Here is a 17411-nt window from a genome sequence, read left to right as displayed (position 1 = left end):
GACATGGCCGGCACGGCTCAGCAGGAGCGGCCGTCGGGCAGCCCCCTGCGAACCCTCGCGGCCCTCTGGAAGCGCGTCGCCCAGACCGAGAACGCCAGCAGTGGCGCGAGCTACTACCTCATCCTCGGGGCCACCCTGGCGCTCACCGCGATCGGGATCCTCATGGTGCTCTCGGCGTCGAGCGTCGAGAACATCGCGGCGGGGGAGTCGCCGTACTCCGCGGCGGCCAAACAGGCGGTGTTCGGCGCCGCCGGACTCGTCCTGATGCTCTTCCTCTCGCGCATCAATGTGCGCTGGCTCAAGCGGCTCGCCTGGCCGGCGCTCCTGCTCGCGGTCGCGCTCCTCGGCCTTGTCCAGGTGCCCGGGATCGGCAAGTCGGTGCTCGGCAACCGCAACTGGATCGAGTTCGGCGGCTTCACGTTCCAGCCCTCGGAGGCGGCGAAGCTGGCGCTCGCGCTGTGGCTGGCAACGGTGCTCACCGCGAAGGCCCCGCTCCTGGCGAGCTGGAAGCATGCCCTCGTCCCCGCGGTCCCGGCCGGGTTCGGCATCATCGGCCTCATCCTGTGGGGCGAGGACCTCGGCACCGCCCTCGTCGTGATGATGATCGTCGCAGCCGGGCTCTTCTTCGCGGGTGTCTCGGGCCGGTTCTTCGTGGTCGCCGGGCTCGTGCTCGCCGCGGGGGCCGCCGTGCTAGCGGTGACGAGCCCGAACCGCATGTGCCGCATCAGCTCCTGGCTCGGGCAGGAGTGCGCGGGCGCCGACTCCGAGCAGATCAGCTTCCAGTCCACGCAGGGGCTCTTCGCCCTCGCCGAGGGCGGGTGGCTCGGGGTGGGCCTCGGCCAGTCCCGGCTCAAGTACAACTGGCTCCCCGAAGCCCACAACGACTACATCTTCGCGATCATCGGGGAGGAGCTCGGCTTCGTCGGAGCGCTCGTCGTGGTCGCGCTGTTCGCCGTCCTCGCCGTCTCGATCTACCGGGTCGTGGGACGCCAGGAGGACATGTTCCCCCGCATCCTCGGGGGCACCGTGATGGTGTGGGTGCTCGGGCAGGCCGCTATGAACATGGGCGTCGTCACCGGGCTCCTACCGGTGATCGGGGTCCCGCTGCCCTTCATCTCCTACGGCGGTTCCGCCTTAGTCATGACCCTCGGCGGCATCGGGGTCGTGCTCTCGCTCGCGCGCGAGGAGATGGCCGCCTCAGGGGCCGGGCCCATGGGCTGGATCCGCCTGCCCGGCCTGCCGCGGCGGGCGCCCGGCGGAGAGGCCCGGCCCCCTCGCAACCCCGGCCGCTCGGCCCCCGGACTCCAGCGCACCGGCTCCCAGCCCGCGGAATCCGCGCGCGCCGGGACACGCAGCGGCGGACCGGACGCCGGAGGCGCCCCGTCGGCGTCGTCCGCGCAGGCCACGGGCCCCGGCGCCCCGAAGCGCCCCGCACGGACCGGTGCACGCCCCGTGCCCCGTCCGCCCGCCAAGAAACGGAAGGCCGTCTGACCCGCATGTCCCCCCACGCTCCCTCTGGCCCGTCCCCGTCCGCCGGTGCCAGTCCGTCCGTCGTGCTCGCAGGCGGCGGCACCGCCGGGCACATCAGCCCGCTCCTCGCGATCGCGCGGGCCGTCCTCGACGCTGCTCCCGGAGCGAGGATCCTCGCGGTCGGCACGCAGTCCGGCATGGAGACCCGGCTCGTCCCGGAGGCGGGCTTCGAGCTCGCCACGATCGACCGCGTCCCGCTCCCACGCCGCCCGAGCCTCGACCTGCTGCACCTCCCGGGGCGCCTCCTGCGGGCCATCCGCCAGTCCGAGCGCATCCTCGAGGATGCGGGCGCGGACGTCCTCGTGGGCGTGGGCGGCTATGTGTGCACGCCCCTGTACATCGCAGCCCGCAGGCGCGGGGTTCCGATCGTGATCCACGAGGCGAACACGCGGGCCGGGATTGCCAACCGGGTCGGGGCGCTCTTCACGCGCCGGGTCGGCAAGGCGTTCGACCAGACGCCCCTGCGGCATGCGCGCCTCGTCGGCATGCCGATGCGCCGCGAGGTGGCGGGGCTCGACCGGGAGTCTGCCCGCGCTGCCGCCCGCACGGCGCTCGGCCTCGACCCGGACAGGCCCACGCTCGTGGTGACCGGCGGGTCGTCGGGGGCAGCCAGCATCAACCGGACGCTCGCAGCCTCGCTCGGCCGGCTCGCGGAGGCCGGGGTCCAGACCCTGCACATCACGGGCCGGGGCAAGGCGCTGGTGGGGCCCGACGGCGAGCCCCTCGCCGCGCCGGGCTACCGCCAGGCCGAGTACGTGGACGGCATGGAGACGGCCTACGCGGCCGCGGACCTGATCGTGTGCCGTGCCGGTGCCGGGACCGTGTGCGAGGTCGCCGCCGTCGGGCTGCCGGCGGTCTTCGTCCCGCTGCCGATCGGCAACGGGGAGCAGGCGCTCAACGCCCGCGGCCTCGTGGAGGCGGGGGCGGCGCTCATGGTCCGCGACGCCGGGTTCACGCCCGACTGGCTCGGAGGCGAGGTGCTTCCGCTGCTTGCCGACGCCCCCCGGCTCGCGGAGATGTCACGCCGGGCGGCAGGGCTCGGGATCAGGGACGCGGATGCGACGATGGCACAGATGGTGATGGAGGCGGCACAGGCATGAGCGGCGAGGCAATGGGCGGCACAGACACGGGCGCGGGGGCTCTCTCCCCCCTTGGACGGGTCCACTTCGTCGGGATCGGCGGCGTGGGGATGTCCGCGGTCGCGCGCGTCATGGTGGCCCGCGGCGTCCCGGTGAGCGGCTCGGACGCGAAGGACCTGCCGGTCATGCGGGACCTCGCCGCGCTCGGCGCCCGGATCGCCGTCGGCTACGCGGCAGAGAACCTCGAGGACGCCGAGACCGTCGTGGCCGGGTCCGCGATCCGTGCGGACAATCCCGAGCTCGAGGAGGCCCGGAGGCGCGGGCTCAGGGTCCTGCACCGGTCCGAGGCCCTCGCAGCCGCGATGGCGGGCAGCCGGGTGATCGCCGTTGCCGGCACGCACGGCAAGACCACCACCACCTCGATGGCGACGTGGATGCTGCGCGGCGCGGGGCTCGACCCGAGCTTCGCGATCGGCGCCACCGTCCCGGCCCTGGGCGTCAACGCGGCCGCGGGGAAGACGGACGTGTTCGTCGCCGAGGCGGACGAGTCCGATGCCTCGTTCCTCAACTACCGTCCCCTCGTCGAGGTCGTGACGAACGTCGAGGCAGACCACCTCGACCACTACGGCACCGAGCAGGCGGTGCACGCGGCGTTCGACGCGTTCGCCGCGCTCCTGCCCGCCGACGGCCTGCTCGTCGCGTGCGCCGACGACCCGGGCGCGCGGGCCCTCGCCGGCCGGGTGCGTGCGCTGTCCGGCGCGCCGCGCGTCCTGCTCTACGGCTCGGCGGACGACGCCGACATCCGGGTGCGCTTCGATCCCACCGGGTCCTCGCTCGAGTGGGAGGGCACCGTGCACGCCCTGCCGCTCTCCGTCCCCGGGCTGCACAACGTGCTCAACGCTGCAGGCGCCTTCGCAGCAGCCGTCGCGGTCGGCGCGGACCCTGCGCGCGCCGTGGCCTCGCTCGCCGACTTCACCGGGGCGTCGCGCCGCTTCGAGCCCAAGGGGGAGGAGCGCGGGGTCCGGGTCTTCGACGACTATGCCCACCACCCCACGGAGGTGCGTGCGGCCCTCGCTGCGGCCCGGGCCGTGGCGGGCGGGCACGGCGTGCACGTGCTGTTCCAGCCGCACCTGTTCTCCCGCACGCGCGAGTTCGCCCGGGAGTTCGCCGACGCGCTCGCCGCAGCGGACACCGTGCGGGTGCTGGACATCTACCCCGCGCGCGAGGACCCCATCCCGGGCGTGACGAGCGAGCTCGTGACAGCCCACCTCCCGGCCGGCGCCTACGCCGCGGACCCTGCACGGGCCGCGGCCGACCTCGCACAGGCGGCAGTCGCGGGGGACATCGTCCTGACGGTGGGCGCCGGGGACGTCACCTCGCGGGGACAGGAGATCCTGGAGGCGCTGCGTGGCCGGTAGCGGCCGGCCCCCCAAGGTCCCGCGCGTGGGCCTGGACCAGGACGAGGGCGCGAAGGTGACCCCCCTCAACCCGGGCGCCTCAGGCGGGGGCATCCCGCGCGCTGGCGTCCCCGCGGAGGGGCCTCCTGCCGAGGAGGCAGCTGCGGGCCGCAGCGCGCCGCCCGGCCCCGCGGGCCCTGCGGGCCCGGGCGAAGCGGACATCCTCGCGTTCCCGGAGCCTCCCGCCAAGCGCCGTCGGCGCCGGGCGCTCCTCGCCGCGGGTGTGGTGCTCGGCGTCGTCGGGGCCATCCTGGCCGTCGTCGTCTTCACGCCGCTCCTCGCGGTGCGCACCATCGCCGTCCACGGGACGCACCTGCTCACGCCCGCCCAGGTCGAGGCGAGGCTCGAGCCGGTCCGGGGACGCTCCCTCGCACTCGTGGGGGACGAGGAGGTGGCGGCGCTCGTCGGCGGGCTCGTCCAGGTCAAGGAGACGCGCACCCGTGCCGAGCCCCCGGGCACCCTCGTGGTGACGGTGGTCGAGCGCACGCCGGTCGCCCTCGTGCGGCAGGCGAAGACGCTGCTCGTCGTGGACGGCGACGGGGTGGTGCTGGGCAAGGCTGCCAAGCGCGCCGACTACCCGGTCCCGCTCATCGACGGCGCTGCTATGCCGGTCGGCAAGGAGGTCTTCCGGGCGGTCACCGGCGTGCTCTCCGCGCTCCCAGCCGATGTGCTCGCGAAGCTCGCGACCGCGTCGGCGGACTCGCCCGACTCCGTCCAGCTCAGGCTCTCCGACGGGCGCACGGTCGTGTGGGGGAACGCGGAGGACCGGGAGCTGAAGTCGCGCGTGCTCCAGGCGCTCATGAAGGCGGATGCGCGGCGTGCGGCGGGAGAGGCCCCGGTGAACGTCTTCGACGTCAGCGCGCCCCGCCATCCCGTGACGCGGTGACGGGACCGCAGGCACGCCCCGCTGGCCCGTGTGGAACCGCTCGGCCGGTGGCCCATGGCCTCTCCGGGCCGTGCAGGTGACGCATGAGCGCGAATGGCGCGACACGCCAGAGCGGTGTTTGCGCGGAAAACAGCGGCCCCATACCGTCTTCACCAAGAGCTACTTGACATAACTATAACCTTCAACCTGAAGGTTAAGGTTTTGGACTCCGGGCTTCTTGCAGAACCAGCAGGCATTCGAACAAGGGACACTCAACGTGGCAGCACCGCAGAACTACTTGGCCGTCATCAAGGTCGTCGGCATCGGCGGCGGTGGCGTGAACGCAGTCAACCGCATGATCGAGGTGGGTCTGCGGGGCGTGGAATTCATCGCCATCAACACGGATGCCCAGGCGCTGCTCATGAGCGACGCGGACGTCAAGCTCGACGTCGGGCGGGAGCTGACCCGTGGCCTCGGCGCCGGCGCGAACCCGGATGTCGGGCGCCAGGCTGCCGAGGACCACGCCGACGAGATCGAGGAGGTGCTCCGCGGCGCGGACATGGTCTTCGTGACGGCCGGGGAGGGCGGCGGCACGGGCACGGGCGGCGCGCCCGTCGTGGCCCGCATCGCCCGTTCGCTCGGCGCGCTGACCATCGGCGTCGTGACCCGTCCCTTCACCTTCGAGGGCCGCCGCCGGGCGACCTCTGCCGAGAACGGCATCGAGGCGCTGCGCGACGAGGTGGACACCCTCATCGTCATCCCGAACGACCGCCTGCTCTCCATCAGCGACCGCAACGTCTCGGTGCTCGACGCGTTCCGCTCGGCGGACCAGGTCCTGCTCTCCGGTGTCCAGGGCATCACCGACCTCATCACCACCCCGGGCCTGATCAACCTCGACTTCGCGGACGTCAAGTCCGTCATGCAGGGTGCCGGGTCCGCGCTCATGGGAATCGGCTCGGCGCGCGGCGAGGACCGCGCGGTCAAGGCCGCCGAGCTCGCGATCGCCTCGCCGCTGCTGGAGGCCTCGATCGACGGCGCCCATGGCGTCCTGCTCTCGATCCAGGGCGGCAGCGACCTCGGACTGTTCGAGATCAACGAGGCCGCGCGCCTTGTCCAGGAGGTCGCCCACCCCGAGGCGAACATCATCTTCGGTGCCGTGATCGACGACGCCCTCGGCGACGAGGCGCGCGTCACTGTGATCGCCGCCGGCTTCGACGACCTCAAGGCGACCTCGCCGTCCCTCGAGGACACGAAGGCCGCGCAGGCCGCGAAGGCCTCGGCGGCTGCCGAGCCGGGCCCGAGCGCTCCCGTGGCGCAGCCCGTGCAGTCCGCGCCGTCCCGACCAATGCAGCAGACGGCCGCCGCGCACGCGGGCCTGAGCCAGTGGAGCCAGCGCCCGAGTACGCCCGCCGATTCCGGCTTCGACGTCGAGCTGCCCTCGGTCGTCGAGCCTGACCTCTCGGGCACGCGCAGCGACGACCTCGACGTCCCCGACTTCCTCAAGTGACGCAGGGAGCGGGCGGCCTCTTCTGGTGGCGCCGGGACGTCCGTCCCGGCGTCACCGTCGCGTTCACCCACATGGGTGCTGGGAACCTCGCGTTCCATGTCGGAGAGGATGACGACGCCGTCCGCTCGCACCGCGCCCGCCTCGCCAGGGAGGCGGGGGTACCGCACTTCCGCTACATGAGCCAGGTCCACGGTGCCTCCGCCGTGTGGACGCACGACGCCGGGGAGGCGCCCACGGCGGATGCGCTCCTCTCGCGCGGCGAGCCCGTGGCGGTCATGGTGGCCGACTGCGTGCCGATCGTGCTCGTCGGCAGCCTGGCCGACGGCGGTCCCGTGTTCGGCGCCGTGCACGCCGGCCGGCCGGGCCTCGCCGCGGGCGTCGTGCCCGCCGCCGTCGAGCGCCTGCGCGAGGACGGCGCGGCCGGCCTCGAGGCCTGGATCGGGCCCAGCATCTGCGGCCGCTGCTACGAGGTGCCGGAGGCGATGCGGGACGAGGTCGACGCCCTCGTCCCCGGAACCGCTGCCCAGACCTCGTGGGGAACCGCGGCCCTCGACCTGCCTGCCGGCGTCCGAGCGCAGCTGGAGTCCGTGGACGTGCCTGTCCACGACGAGGCCGCAGCGTGCACGTTCGAGGAGCACGCACTCTTCTCGCACCGGCGGGCGCCGGGAGCCGGCCGCTTCGCCGGAGTGGTGTGGTCCCATGGCTGAGGGCGTGGGCGAGCAGGCCCGCCCGGATGGGCGCCGGGAGTTCCTCGCGGCGAACCTCGAGCGCGTGCGTGAGCGCATCCGCCGCGCGGCCGCCTCCGCGGGCCGCGCGGACGAGCCCGAGCTGATCGTCGTCACCAAGTTCCACCCGGCCTCGGACGTCCGGATCCTCGCCGGTCTCGGCGTGCGTTCGGTAGGGGAGAACCGGGACCAGGAGGCCTCGGAGAAGGCCGCCGAGCTCGCGGACCTGCCCCTCGCCTGGCACTTCATCGGGCAGCTGCAGACCAACAAGGCCAAGAGCGTGGCGCGGTACGCCGCGGCGGTCCACTCGGTGGACCGTGCCGGCCTGGTCTCCGCCCTCTCCAAGGCGATGGTCCAGGCCGAGCGGGAGGACAGCCTCGACTGCCTCGTCCAGGTCAACCTCGCGCTCGGCGCCGCTCCGGGGCGCGGGGGAGCGGTCCCTGAGGAGGTCCCGGCACTCGCGGATGCCATCGCCCAGGCGCCGGGCCTCCGGTTGGCCGGGCTCATGGCGGTCGCGCCCCTGGGCGAGGACCCGGCCGCGGCGTTCGCGCGCCTCGCCCAGGCGGCCGGTACGCTGCGTCAGGCCCATCCGGGGGCGTCGATGCTCTCGGCGGGCATGAGCCAGGACCTCGAGGAGGCCGTCGCCGCCGGTGCGACACACCTGCGCATTGGCACCGATGTCCTCGGCCGCCGCAGGACCGTGCGGTAGCGTCGAGGGTGTCGGGACCTCCTGGGCCGAGCAGCCCGACCCGTGTTCCAGAAGTCAGGCCCGAGGACAGGAGTCGAGCATGGCTGGCGCTCTGCGCAAGACGATGATCTACCTCGGTCTGGCGGACGGCGAAGAGCAGTTCGAGACCGAGGCCCAGCACGTACGCACGGAAGAGGACCACCCGTTGCACACCGACCGCGAAGACCGCCGCCAGACGCTGGCGACCCGTGAGCCGTCCGCTGACGAGGTCGAGGAGTACCGGGCACCGGTGACGCCGATCAAGCGCGCGGCGGCAGTCCGCGAGGACGGCTCCCTCCGCCAGATCACGACCGTGCACCCGCGCTCGTACAATGATGCGAAGGTCATCGGCGAGAGCTTCCGCGACGGCATCCCGGTCATCATGAACGTCACCGACATGGGCGAGGCCGACGCGAAGCGCCTGGTCGACTTCTCCGCCGGCCTGGTCTTCGGGCTCCACGGCAGCATCGAGCGGGTCACGAACAAGGTCTTCCTCCTGTCGCCGTCGTCGGTCGAGGTGCTCGGCGAGGACCGCAAGGCCGTCGAAGGCCAGACGAGCTTCTTCAACCAGAGCTGAGCAGGCTGTGGGCATTCTGTTGGGAGTGGTCTACCTCCTCCTCCAGCTCTTCTTCGTCGCGCTCATTGCGCGGCTGGTGTTCGACTGGGTCCAGGCATTCGCCCGGTCATGGCGCCCGAGGGGGGCAGCGCTGGTGGCGGCGAGTGCCGTCTACTCCCTGACGGATCCGCCGATGAAGCTCTCGCGGCGGTGGTTCAAGCCGCTTCGTCTGGGGTCGGTGAGTCTCGACCTCGGCTTCATCGTGCTGGCGATTGCGGTGGTGATTGCCATGGCGATCGTCGCGAATCTCGCGTAGGTTCGACCCAGCGGCGCCCGCATCCGTCGTGACGGATGCCTCGGAGGGCCCGGCTGGAGTGAAAGGTAACAGTTCAGATACGGTAGTCACGGTGGCGAAAGCTGCCTGACTGACTAGACCAATGAGGTGAGCAGATGGCTCTGACGCCAGAAGACGTTGTCAACAAGCGCTTCCAGCCGACCAAGTTCCGCGAAGGCTACGACCAGGATGAGGTCGACGACTTCCTGGATGAGATCGTCATCGAGCTCCGCCGCCTGAACCAGGAGAACGACGAGCTGCGCAAGAAGGTCGCGGAGCTCACGTCGAAGCAGGGCAGCGCGCCCGCTGAGAAGCCCGCGGCGCCCGAGGTCCGCGAGGAGCCGAAGCCGGAGCCCGTCAAGGAGGTCGCGCCGGCCCCGGTCGCCGCAGCCCCCGCCGCGCCGGCCCCGACGGCCCAGGGCCGCTCCACAGCGGACTCGGCAGCCGGCCTCCTCGCCATGGCCCAGCAGATGCACGACAAGCACATCCAGGAGGGCCTGGACCAGCGCGACAAGATCATCGCCGAGGCGCAGATCGAGGCGAGCAGCCTTGTCAACGAGGCGCAGGAGAAGTCGCGCAAGACCCTTGGTGCCCTCGAGCAGCAGCGTTCTGTGCTCGAGCGCAAGGTCGAGCAGCTGCGCGGGTTCGAGCGTGACTACCGTTCGCGCCTCAAGGCCTACATCGAGGGCCAGCTCCGCGACCTCGAGTCCCGCGGATCGGTCGCCGCAGGCGAGATCTCGGACAACGCCGAGGTCTGATCCCACATCCTTCACCCGAGGCCGGCGGCCGCCTTCAGGCGGACGCCGGCTTCGGGCTGCCTACGGAAAGCAGCATGGACACCACTCCCGACGAGGCCGCCCAGACCGCATCCCGCACGAGCACGAGGAGGCCTGCGGCGCTCCTCGCCGTGCTCGCCGTGCTCGCCTACGCGGCCGACCAGCTCACCAAGGCGTGGGTGACGAGCACGATGGTGGAAGGGGAGCGGATCCCGGTCCTGCCGCCGCTGCTCCACTGGCACTACATCCGCAACTCCGGCGCGGCGTTCTCGATCGGCGAGGACGTCACGTGGGTCTTCACGATCGTCATGTCGGTCGTCGCGGTCGGCATCGTCGTCTTCGCGCGCCGCGTGCATTCGCCCGCGTGGGCTGCGGGGCTCGGTCTCGTGCTCGGCGGAGCGCTGGGCAACCTGACGGATCGGCTCTTCCGTGAGCCCTCCTTCGGCATGGGCCACGTGGTGGACTTCATTGCGCTCCCGAACTTCGCGATCTTCAACGTCGCCGACTCCGCCGTCGTCTCGGGTGTGGCACTCGTGTGCCTCCTGACGCTGCGGGGGATCAACCCGGACGGCACACGGGCAGGCGGCAAGGACGGCACTGGCAGCGCAGGTGGCAGGCACGTCGCGGGCAGCGGGGGCGCAGGCGATGGCAACGCCCCCGAAGGCGGGACGGACGACGCAGGGGCGAGCCGGGATGGCGCCGGTGGCTGACGTGCTCTCCGTGCCGCCCGAGCACCCCGGCGGCCGGGCGGACGCTGTGCTCGCCGAGCTCCTCGGCGTCTCCCGCTCGACCGCGGCCTCTCTGCTCTCAGGCGGCCACGTGCTCCTCGCTGGCAAGGCCTTGGCCAAGTCCGCGCGCCTCGCACCGGGCGACGTCCTCGACGTCGAGGGCCCCGAGCAGACCGACCCCTTGGAAGTGGTGGCAGAGAAAGTGGACGGTCTCGAGATCCTGCTCGACGACGAGGACTTCGTGGTGGTGGACAAGCCCGTGGGCGTAGCGGCGCACCCCTCGCCCGGCTGGGTCGGGCCCACGGTCGTGGGTGGGCTCGCGGGGGCAGGCTACCGGATCACGACCTCGGGGGCGCCCGAGCGTGCGGGGATCGTCCACCGGCTCGACGTCGGCACGTCCGGCGCGATGGTGGTCGCCAAGACCGAGCATGCCTACACCCTCCTGAAGCAGGCGTTCCGCGACCGCACGGTCGAGAAGGTGTACCACGCTGTCGTCCAGGGCATCCCGGACCCGCTCGAGGGGACCATCGACGCGCCGATCGGCCGCCACCCCGGCTACGACTGGCGCTTCGCCGTGGTAGAGGACGGGCGTCCGTCGGTCACCCACTACGAGGTGCTCGAGGCGTTCGGCCGGGCGAGCCTCGTCGAGGTGCACCTCGAGACCGGCCGCACGCACCAGATCCGCGTGCACTTCTCGGCGCTGCGCCACCCATGCGCGGGCGACCTGACCTACGGGGCCGACCCGCGGCTCGCGGCGGACCTCGGGCTCACCAGGCAGTGGCTCCATGCCCACCGCCTCGCCTTCGCCCACCCGCGCACGGGCGAGCGCGTCGAGGCCGTGAGCCCGTATCCCGCCGACCTCGTCTTCGCGCTCGAGGCACTTCGCCACGGCGGTCCCTGAACCGGAGGGCCGGTGCTGCTTCCGGCCGTTGACCGCCTTTCCGGCTGGGCTTAGCCTGACCGGGGGAGGAGCCGGGACGGAGGCACCATGTCGCCTTCCGAGAACGCCGTGGGCAGGGCAGCAGTGACCGCCATCGGGGCAGCAGCGGTGTGGCTGGTCGGGATCACCCCGGTCCCGCGGGCCTACACCGAGCGGGACCCGGCGCGGCGCCTCGAGCTCCTCCGCGCAGGCCGCCGGTCCTGGATCGTCGGCGAGCACCTCGCCGCTGCAGGCACCGCGGCGGTTCCGGCGGCGTTCGCCCGCGCCGCCCTCGCACTCCCCGCCGGTCCGGCCCGCACATTCACGGGGGTCGCCGCAGGGGCCCTCGCGGCCGGAGCCCCCTTCTTCGTCTGGGAGATCGCGGTGCGCACTTCGGACATCGAGCGCTTCGCCTACCGCCGCATGGCCGGCTGGCCGTTCGAGGTCTATGCGTGGCTCCACGTCGCGGCACTGGGCTCGCTCGCTGGCGCCCTCTGGACCAGGCGCAGGAACCGCCGGGAGGCGGCGGCCGTCGGGGCTGTGGCGCTCGGCAGCGCCGTCGCGCTCGTCCGGACGGGGGACATGGTCCCGGCGGCGTTCTACCTCGCCGAGCAGGTCGCCGCCGCGAGCCTGCTGCGTCGCACGGACGAATGAGGCACGACGGCGGGGTCCCGCCGTCGTGCCTCGCGGCGCCCGGGCGGGGTCCCGCCGTCGTGCCTCACGGCGCCCCCGCGGGGTGGCGCCTAGACTGTTGCGGTGACTTCCAGCGGTTCGTTCGCCCATCTCCACGTCCACACCGAATACTCGATGCTCGACGGCGCGGCACGCCTCACCGACCTCTTCGCCGAGGCCGAGCGGCTGGGCATGACGGCGATGGCCACGACGGACCACGGGTACCTGTTCGGCGCGTTCGACTTCTGGAACAAGGCGACGCAGGCGGGCATCAAGCCGATCATCGGCGTCGAGGCATACGTGACCCCCGGCACGCACCGCACGGACAAGACCCGCGTTCGGTGGGGCGAGGAGCACCAGAAGTCGGACGACCTCTCCGGCGGTGGCGCGTACACCCACATGACCCTGCTCAGCTACAACAACCAGGGCATGCGGAACCTGTTCCGGGCGTCCTCGATCGGCTCGCTCGACTCGGTGTACGGCAAGTGGCCCCGGCTCGACCGCGAGCTCCTCGAGCAGTACAGCCCGGGCCTCATCGCCACGACGGGCTGCCCCTCCGGAGAGGTCCAGACGCGCCTGAGGCTCGGGCAGTACGAGGAGGCCAAGAAGGCTGCGGCGGAGTACCAGGACCTCTTCGGCAAGGAGAACTACTACTGCGAGCTCATGGACCACGGACTCGAGATCGAGCGCCGGGTCACCCAGGACCTCCTTCGCCTGGCCAAGGAGCTCTCGATCCCGCTCGTGGCTACGAACGACCTCCACTACACCCACGAGCACGACGCGAAGGCCCACGAGGCGCTCCTCGCGATCCAGTCCGGCTCGACCCTGCTCGAGCCCAGCTACGACCAGGGCGGCTCGCGCTTCGCGTTCTCCGGTTCGGGCTACTACCTCAAGTCCCCGCAGGAGATGCGCGAGCTGTTCCGCGAGCTGCCCGAGGCCTGCGACAACACCCTCGCGATCGCCGAGCGCTGCGAGGTCTCCTTCAACACGGATGCGAACTTCATGCCGAAGTTCCCCTGCCCCCCGGGCGAGGACGAGACCTCTTGGCTCGTCAAGGAAGTGGACCGCGGCCTCGAGTACCGGTACCCCTCGGGGATCCCGGACGATGTGCGCAAGCAGGCTGACTACGAGCTCGGGGTCATCACCCAGATGGGCTTCCCCGGCTACTTCCTCGTCGTGGCCGACTTCATCAACTGGGCGAAGGACCATGGCATCCGGGTCGGCCCCGGCCGTGGCTCGGGTGCCGGCTCGATGGTGGCCTATGCGCTGCGCATCACGGACCTGGACCCGCTCCGCCACGGCCTGATCTTCGAGCGCTTCCTGAACCCGGACCGCGTCTCGATGCCCGACTTCGACGTCGACTTCGACGATCGCCGCCGCCCCGAGGTCATCGAGTACGTCACACGCAAGTACGGCGACGAGCGGGTGGCGATGATCGTCACCTACGGCACGATCAAGACCAAGCAGGCGCTCAAGGACTCGGCGCGCGTCATGGGCCACCCGTTCAGCATGGGGGAGACCCTGACCAAGGCCCTCCCGCCCGCGGTCATGGCCAAGGACATCCCGCTGGCCGACATCGAGAACACCGAGGCCAAGCGCTATGGCGAGGCGGGCGAGTTCCGTGACCTCGTCGCCTCCGACCCGGCCTCGGCCTCGGTCTTCGAGACGGCCAAGGGCCTTGAGGGCCTCAAGCGGCAATGGGGGGTCCACGCCGCCGGCGTCATCATGTCCTCGGAGCCCATCATCGACGTCGTGCCGATCATGCGCCGCATCCAGGACGGCCAGATCATCACGCAGTTCGACTACCCGACGTGCGAGGGCCTCGGCCTGATCAAGATGGACTTCCTCGGACTGAGGAACCTGACGATCATCACGGACGCGATCGAGAACATCAAGGCCAACTGCGGGACCGACCTCGACCTGGAGCGGCTCGAGCTGGACGACACCGCCTCGTACGAGCTGCTCGCCCGGGGCGACACGCTGGGCGTCTTCCAGCTCGACGGCGGCCCCATGCGCTCGCTGCTCAAGCTCATGCGCCCCGACAACTTCGAGGACATCTCGGCCGTCCTCGCGCTCTACCGCCCGGGCCCTATGGGCGCGAACGCGCACACCAACTATGCCCTGCGCAAGAACGGGCAGCAGGAGATCACCCCGATCCACCCCGAGCTCGCGGAGCCGCTCGCGGACATCCTAGGCGGGACGTACGGCCTGATCGTGTACCAGGAGCAGGTCATGGCGATCGCCCAGCGGCTCGCCGGCTACTCGCTCGGCCAGGCAGACATCCTCCGCCGCGCGATGGGCAAGAAGAAGAAGGCCGAGCTGGACAAGCAGTTCGCGGGCTTCTCCCAGGGCATGCTGGACAACGGCTACTCGAAGGAGGCGATCCAGACCCTCTGGGACATCCTCCTGCCGTTCTCCGACTACGCCTTCAACAAGGCGCACTCCGCGGCCTATGGCGTCGTCTCGTATTGGACGGCCTATCTCAAGGCCCACTATCCGGCCGAGTACATGGCCGCCCTCCTGACGTCCGTGGGGGACGACAAGGACAAGTCTGCGATGTACCTCAATGAATGCCGGCGCATGGGCATCACGGTTCTCCCGCCGGACGTCAACGAGTCCTCGCTCACGTTCACCCCGGTCGGGCGGGACATCCGCTTCGGCATGGGCGCCATCCGGAACGTCGGCGCGAACGTCGTGCACTCCATGGTCGCCGCCCGGGAGGAGAAGGGCGCGTTCACGAGCTTCAGCGACTTCCTCCAGAAGGTGCCCGCGGTGGTGTGCAACAAGCGCACCATCGAGTCGCTCGTCAAGGCGGGCGCGTTCGACTCGCTCGGCCATCCCCGCCGGGCGCTCGCGATGATCCACGAAGAGGCCGTGGACGCCGTCATCTCGATCAAGCGCAACGAGGCCAACAACCAGTTCGACCTGTTCAGCGCCCTCGGCGGCGGGGACGGGCCGTCCGGCCTGCACGTCGACATCCCCGACCTGCCCGAGTGGGAGAAGAAGGACAAGCTCGCGTTCGAACGAGACATGCTGGGCCTGTACGTGTCCGACCACCCCCTCCAAGGGCTCGAGGGCGTGCTCGCCCAGCATGCCGAGACGGGCATCACGAGCCTCCTGTCCGAGGACGGCCCGGCGGACGGATCGATCGTGACGATCGCGGGGATGATCACGTCGCTGTCCCGGCGCATCGCGAAGGCGAGCGGCAACGCGTACGCCCGCGCTGAGGTCGAGGACCTGGGGGCCTCGATGGAGGTCATGTTCTTCGGCCAGGTGTACGGCCCCATTGCGACCCTCCTCGCGGAGGACCTCATCGTCGTCGTGAAGGGCCGGCTCCAGCGCAGGGACGACGGCGCAGTGACACTCAACGCGATGGAGCTCACCGTGCCCGACCTGACGGACGCGACCGGCGGCCCCATCGTCATCACGCTGCCCACCCACAAGGCCACCGAGTCGGTGGTCACGAAGCTCGGGGAGGTGCTCCGGACCCATCCCGGGCACAATGAGGTGCGCCTGCACCTCCAGGGGACCCGCAGCATCGAGGTCATGCGCGTGGGCGCGCACCTGCGGGTCAACCCCAACCCTGCCCTGTTCGGAGACCTGAAGGTCCTCCTCGGCCCGGCGTGCCTCGATGCGTGAGCGCCGCGGACACGGTCGCGCGCGGGCGTCGCTGCTGCGCTGGACGCTTGCCCCGACGGCGGCCGGGCTCCTGCTCGGTGTGCTGTGGTGGCTTGCGGCGCCCGGGGGGATCCTGCACGGCGACGGCAGCGACCTGACCTCGTGGGACGAGCGCGACCTCGTGTTCGCCGCCCTCGGTGCGGTGGCCGGCGGGGTCACCGTGACCGTCCTCGCCGCCGGTCGCGCGCGGAGCGGCCTGCCCGACCGCGGGCTCGCGGCCCTCGCCGGCAGCGTGGCGGGCAGCGCCCTCGCGGCCGGCATGGGCCTGGCCCTGGGGCGGATCGTGGGCTCGCGCGGGGCCGACGCCGCGGTTCCCGGCTCGGACTTCGGCCTCCAGGCCCTCAGCGCGGCCGCGGTGTGGCCCGCCGTGACGGCCCTCGGCGTCCTTGCCCTCACCACACTGTGGTGGCGGGACCCGAAGTAGACTGGTCGGGTGACTTCTCCCGCCTCCACGCTCGAGTTCCGCACGATCGACCTGCGCGGGCGCGCCCTCGGCCTCGCCGAGCTGCGCGCGGCCGTGCCGCGGCTCGCACCCTCTGACGGGGCCGACGTCGAGGGCACCGTGCGGGGGATCATCGAGGACGTGCGGCAGCGCGGCTTCGGGGCCCTGAGCGAGCTCGCGACGAGGTTCGACGGCGTGCAGCAGCGGCATCCGCGCGTGCCGGCCGGGGCGATCGCGGCGGCACTGGCCGGGCTCGACCCGGCGGTGCGGACAGCGCTCGAGGAGGCCATCGCCCGAGCCCGGCTCTTCGCCTTCGCGCAGGTCCCCGCGGACGTGACGGTGCGGCCCGCCGAGGGCGCCACCGTGACCCAGCGCTGGGTGCCGGTGGGGCGCGTCGGCCTCTACGTGCCCGGCGGGCTCGCGGTCTACCCTTCGAGTGTCGTCATGAACGTCGTCCCCGCGCAGGCCGCAGGGGTTCCCTCCATCGCCCTCGCGTCCCCGCCGCAGAAGGACAACGGAGGCCTGCCCCACCCGACCATCCTGGCCGCGGCGGCACTCCTGGGCATCGACGAGGTGTACGCGGTCGGCGGCGCGCAGGCGGTCGCCGCCTTCGCCTACGGCGTCCCCGAGTCGCACGACGACGAGGGCCGGCTCCCCGCCATCGCGCCCGTCGATGTCGTCACGGGGCCCGGCAACATCTTCGTCGCGACCGCCAAGCGACTCGTGAAGGGCGTGGTCGGCATCGACGCCGAGGCCGGGCCAACCGAGATCGCCGTCCTCGCCGACGCGACCGCCCGCCCCGCGCTCATCGCGGCGGACCTCATCAGCCAGGCCGAGCACGATCCCCGCGCGGGCTCGGTCCTCGTGACCGATTCCCCAGCGCTCATCGAGGCCGTGCGCACCGAGCTCGAAGCCCAGGCGGGGCGGACCAAGCACCGGGACCGCGTCCTCACGGCCCTCGCGGGCCCGCAGTCGGGTGCTGTCCTCGTGGACACCATCGACGCCGGCATCGCGGTGTGCGATGCGTACGCGGCCGAGCACCTCGAGGTCATGACCGCGGACGCGCGCGCGGTGGCCGCCCGCATCCGCAACGCCGGCGCGGTGTTCGTCGGGGAGTTCAGCCCAGTGAGCCTCGGCGACTACTGCGCCGGGTCCAACCACGTGCTCCCCACCTCGGGTACCGCGGCCTTCTCCTCGGGGCTCGGCGTTGCGACCTTCCTGCGCGCCATCCAGGTCGTGGACTACTCCGAGGCCGCGCTCGGCGGCGTGGCAGCGCACATCCGGAGCCTCTCGGACGCTGAGGACCTCCCCGCCCACGGCGACGCCGTCGACGTCCGCTTCGCGCAGTCCTGATCGGGCCGACCCCCACAGGTAGTCGACGCACTACTACATGTAGTGGTCTCGCCTTGTGGTTCG

General features: G+C 71.9%; 16 protein-coding genes. All 16 read left to right on the top strand.

The features are described from left to right. Window positions 1–3 precede the first annotated feature (3 nt). The 16 genes from ftsW to hisD all read left to right on the top strand — a co-directional run bounded on the left by ftsW (window position 4) and on the right by hisD (window position 17348). Window positions 4–1491 (top strand): putative lipid II flippase FtsW, encoded by a 1488-nt coding sequence (gene ftsW, locus ABCQ75_RS15375; RefSeq protein ID WP_345886519.1) that lies wholly within the window; start codon window positions 4–6, stop codon window positions 1489–1491. Between the two features lie 5 nt (window positions 1492–1496). Beyond that, window positions 1497–2630: an undecaprenyldiphospho-muramoylpentapeptide beta-N-acetylglucosaminyltransferase gene (gene murG, locus ABCQ75_RS15370; RefSeq protein WP_345886517.1), complete on the top strand. Its 1134-nt coding sequence runs from the start codon at window positions 1497–1499 to the stop codon at window positions 2628–2630. After that, window positions 2627–4027, top strand: coding sequence for a UDP-N-acetylmuramate--L-alanine ligase (gene murC, locus ABCQ75_RS15365; RefSeq protein ID WP_345886516.1), 1401 nt, complete (start codon window positions 2627–2629; stop codon window positions 4025–4027). Before murG ends, murC begins: the two co-directional genes overlap by 4 nt. Window positions 4028–4052: 25 nt before the next feature. Then, the gene (locus ABCQ75_RS15360; RefSeq protein ID WP_345886515.1) at window positions 4053–4952 is read left to right on the top strand and encodes a cell division protein FtsQ/DivIB; all 900 of its coding nucleotides are present in this window, start codon (window positions 4053–4055) and stop codon (window positions 4950–4952) included. Between the two features lie 256 nt (window positions 4953–5208). Then, window positions 5209–6438: a cell division protein FtsZ gene (gene ftsZ, locus ABCQ75_RS15355; protein WP_345886513.1), complete on the top strand. Its 1230-nt coding sequence runs from the start codon at window positions 5209–5211 to the stop codon at window positions 6436–6438. Further along, window positions 6435–7145, top strand: coding sequence for a purine nucleoside phosphorylase YfiH/LACC1 family protein (locus ABCQ75_RS15350; protein WP_345886512.1), 711 nt, complete (start codon window positions 6435–6437; stop codon window positions 7143–7145). Before ftsZ ends, ABCQ75_RS15350 begins: the two co-directional genes overlap by 4 nt. Then, window positions 7138–7872 carry a YggS family pyridoxal phosphate-dependent enzyme gene (locus ABCQ75_RS15345; RefSeq protein ID WP_345886510.1) on the top strand — a complete coding sequence of 245 codons (735 nt, stop codon included), beginning with the start codon at window positions 7138–7140 and terminating at the stop codon, window positions 7870–7872. The genes ABCQ75_RS15350 and ABCQ75_RS15345 overlap by 8 nt, the downstream gene beginning before the upstream one ends. A 79-nt stretch (window positions 7873–7951) precedes the next feature. Next, the gene (locus ABCQ75_RS15340; RefSeq protein ID WP_345886507.1) at window positions 7952–8467 is read left to right on the top strand and encodes a cell division protein SepF; all 516 of its coding nucleotides are present in this window, start codon (window positions 7952–7954) and stop codon (window positions 8465–8467) included. 7 nt (window positions 8468–8474) lie between these two features. Beyond that, window positions 8475–8762, top strand: a complete 288-nt coding sequence (locus ABCQ75_RS15335; RefSeq protein ID WP_345886506.1) for a YggT family protein — start codon at window positions 8475–8477, stop codon at window positions 8760–8762. 134 nt (window positions 8763–8896) lie between these two features. After that, window positions 8897–9538: a DivIVA domain-containing protein gene (locus tag ABCQ75_RS15330; RefSeq protein ID WP_345886505.1), complete on the top strand. Its 642-nt coding sequence runs from the start codon at window positions 8897–8899 to the stop codon at window positions 9536–9538. 74 nt (window positions 9539–9612) lie between these two features. Then, window positions 9613–10266 carry a signal peptidase II gene (lspA, locus tag ABCQ75_RS15325; protein WP_345886504.1) on the top strand — a complete coding sequence of 218 codons (654 nt, stop codon included), beginning with the start codon at window positions 9613–9615 and terminating at the stop codon, window positions 10264–10266. Next, a complete protein-coding gene (locus ABCQ75_RS15320) occupies window positions 10259–11185 on the top strand; it encodes an RluA family pseudouridine synthase (protein ID WP_345886503.1) in 927 nt (308 codons plus the stop codon). The genes lspA and ABCQ75_RS15320 overlap by 8 nt, the downstream gene beginning before the upstream one ends. A gap of 87 nt (window positions 11186–11272) precedes the next feature. Continuing rightward, on the top strand, window positions 11273–11857 hold the full coding sequence (locus ABCQ75_RS15315) for a hypothetical protein (protein WP_345886502.1): 585 nt from the start codon (window positions 11273–11275) through the stop codon (window positions 11855–11857). A gap of 102 nt (window positions 11858–11959) precedes the next feature. Continuing rightward, on the top strand, window positions 11960–15514 hold the full coding sequence (gene dnaE, locus ABCQ75_RS15310; protein ID WP_345886501.1) for a DNA polymerase III subunit alpha: 3555 nt from the start codon (window positions 11960–11962) through the stop codon (window positions 15512–15514). Beyond that, complete coding sequence (locus ABCQ75_RS15305) at window positions 15507–15977, top strand: hypothetical protein (RefSeq protein WP_345886500.1); 471 nt, start codon at window positions 15507–15509, stop codon at window positions 15975–15977. The genes dnaE and ABCQ75_RS15305 overlap by 8 nt, the downstream gene beginning before the upstream one ends. 9 nt (window positions 15978–15986) lie before the next feature. After that, on the top strand, window positions 15987–17348 hold the full coding sequence (gene hisD, locus ABCQ75_RS15300) for a histidinol dehydrogenase (protein ID WP_345886499.1): 1362 nt from the start codon (window positions 15987–15989) through the stop codon (window positions 17346–17348). The last annotated feature ends 63 nt before the right edge of the window (window positions 17349–17411 follow it).

It is taken from the genome of Sinomonas halotolerans (genome assembly GCF_039615075.1).
In the GTDB taxonomy this organism is placed as follows: Bacteria; Actinomycetota; Actinomycetes; order Actinomycetales; family Micrococcaceae; genus Sinomonas; species Sinomonas halotolerans.
The sequence above is the reverse complement of the archived record's forward strand: the minus strand, read 5'-3'. Positions and strand labels throughout refer to the sequence as shown.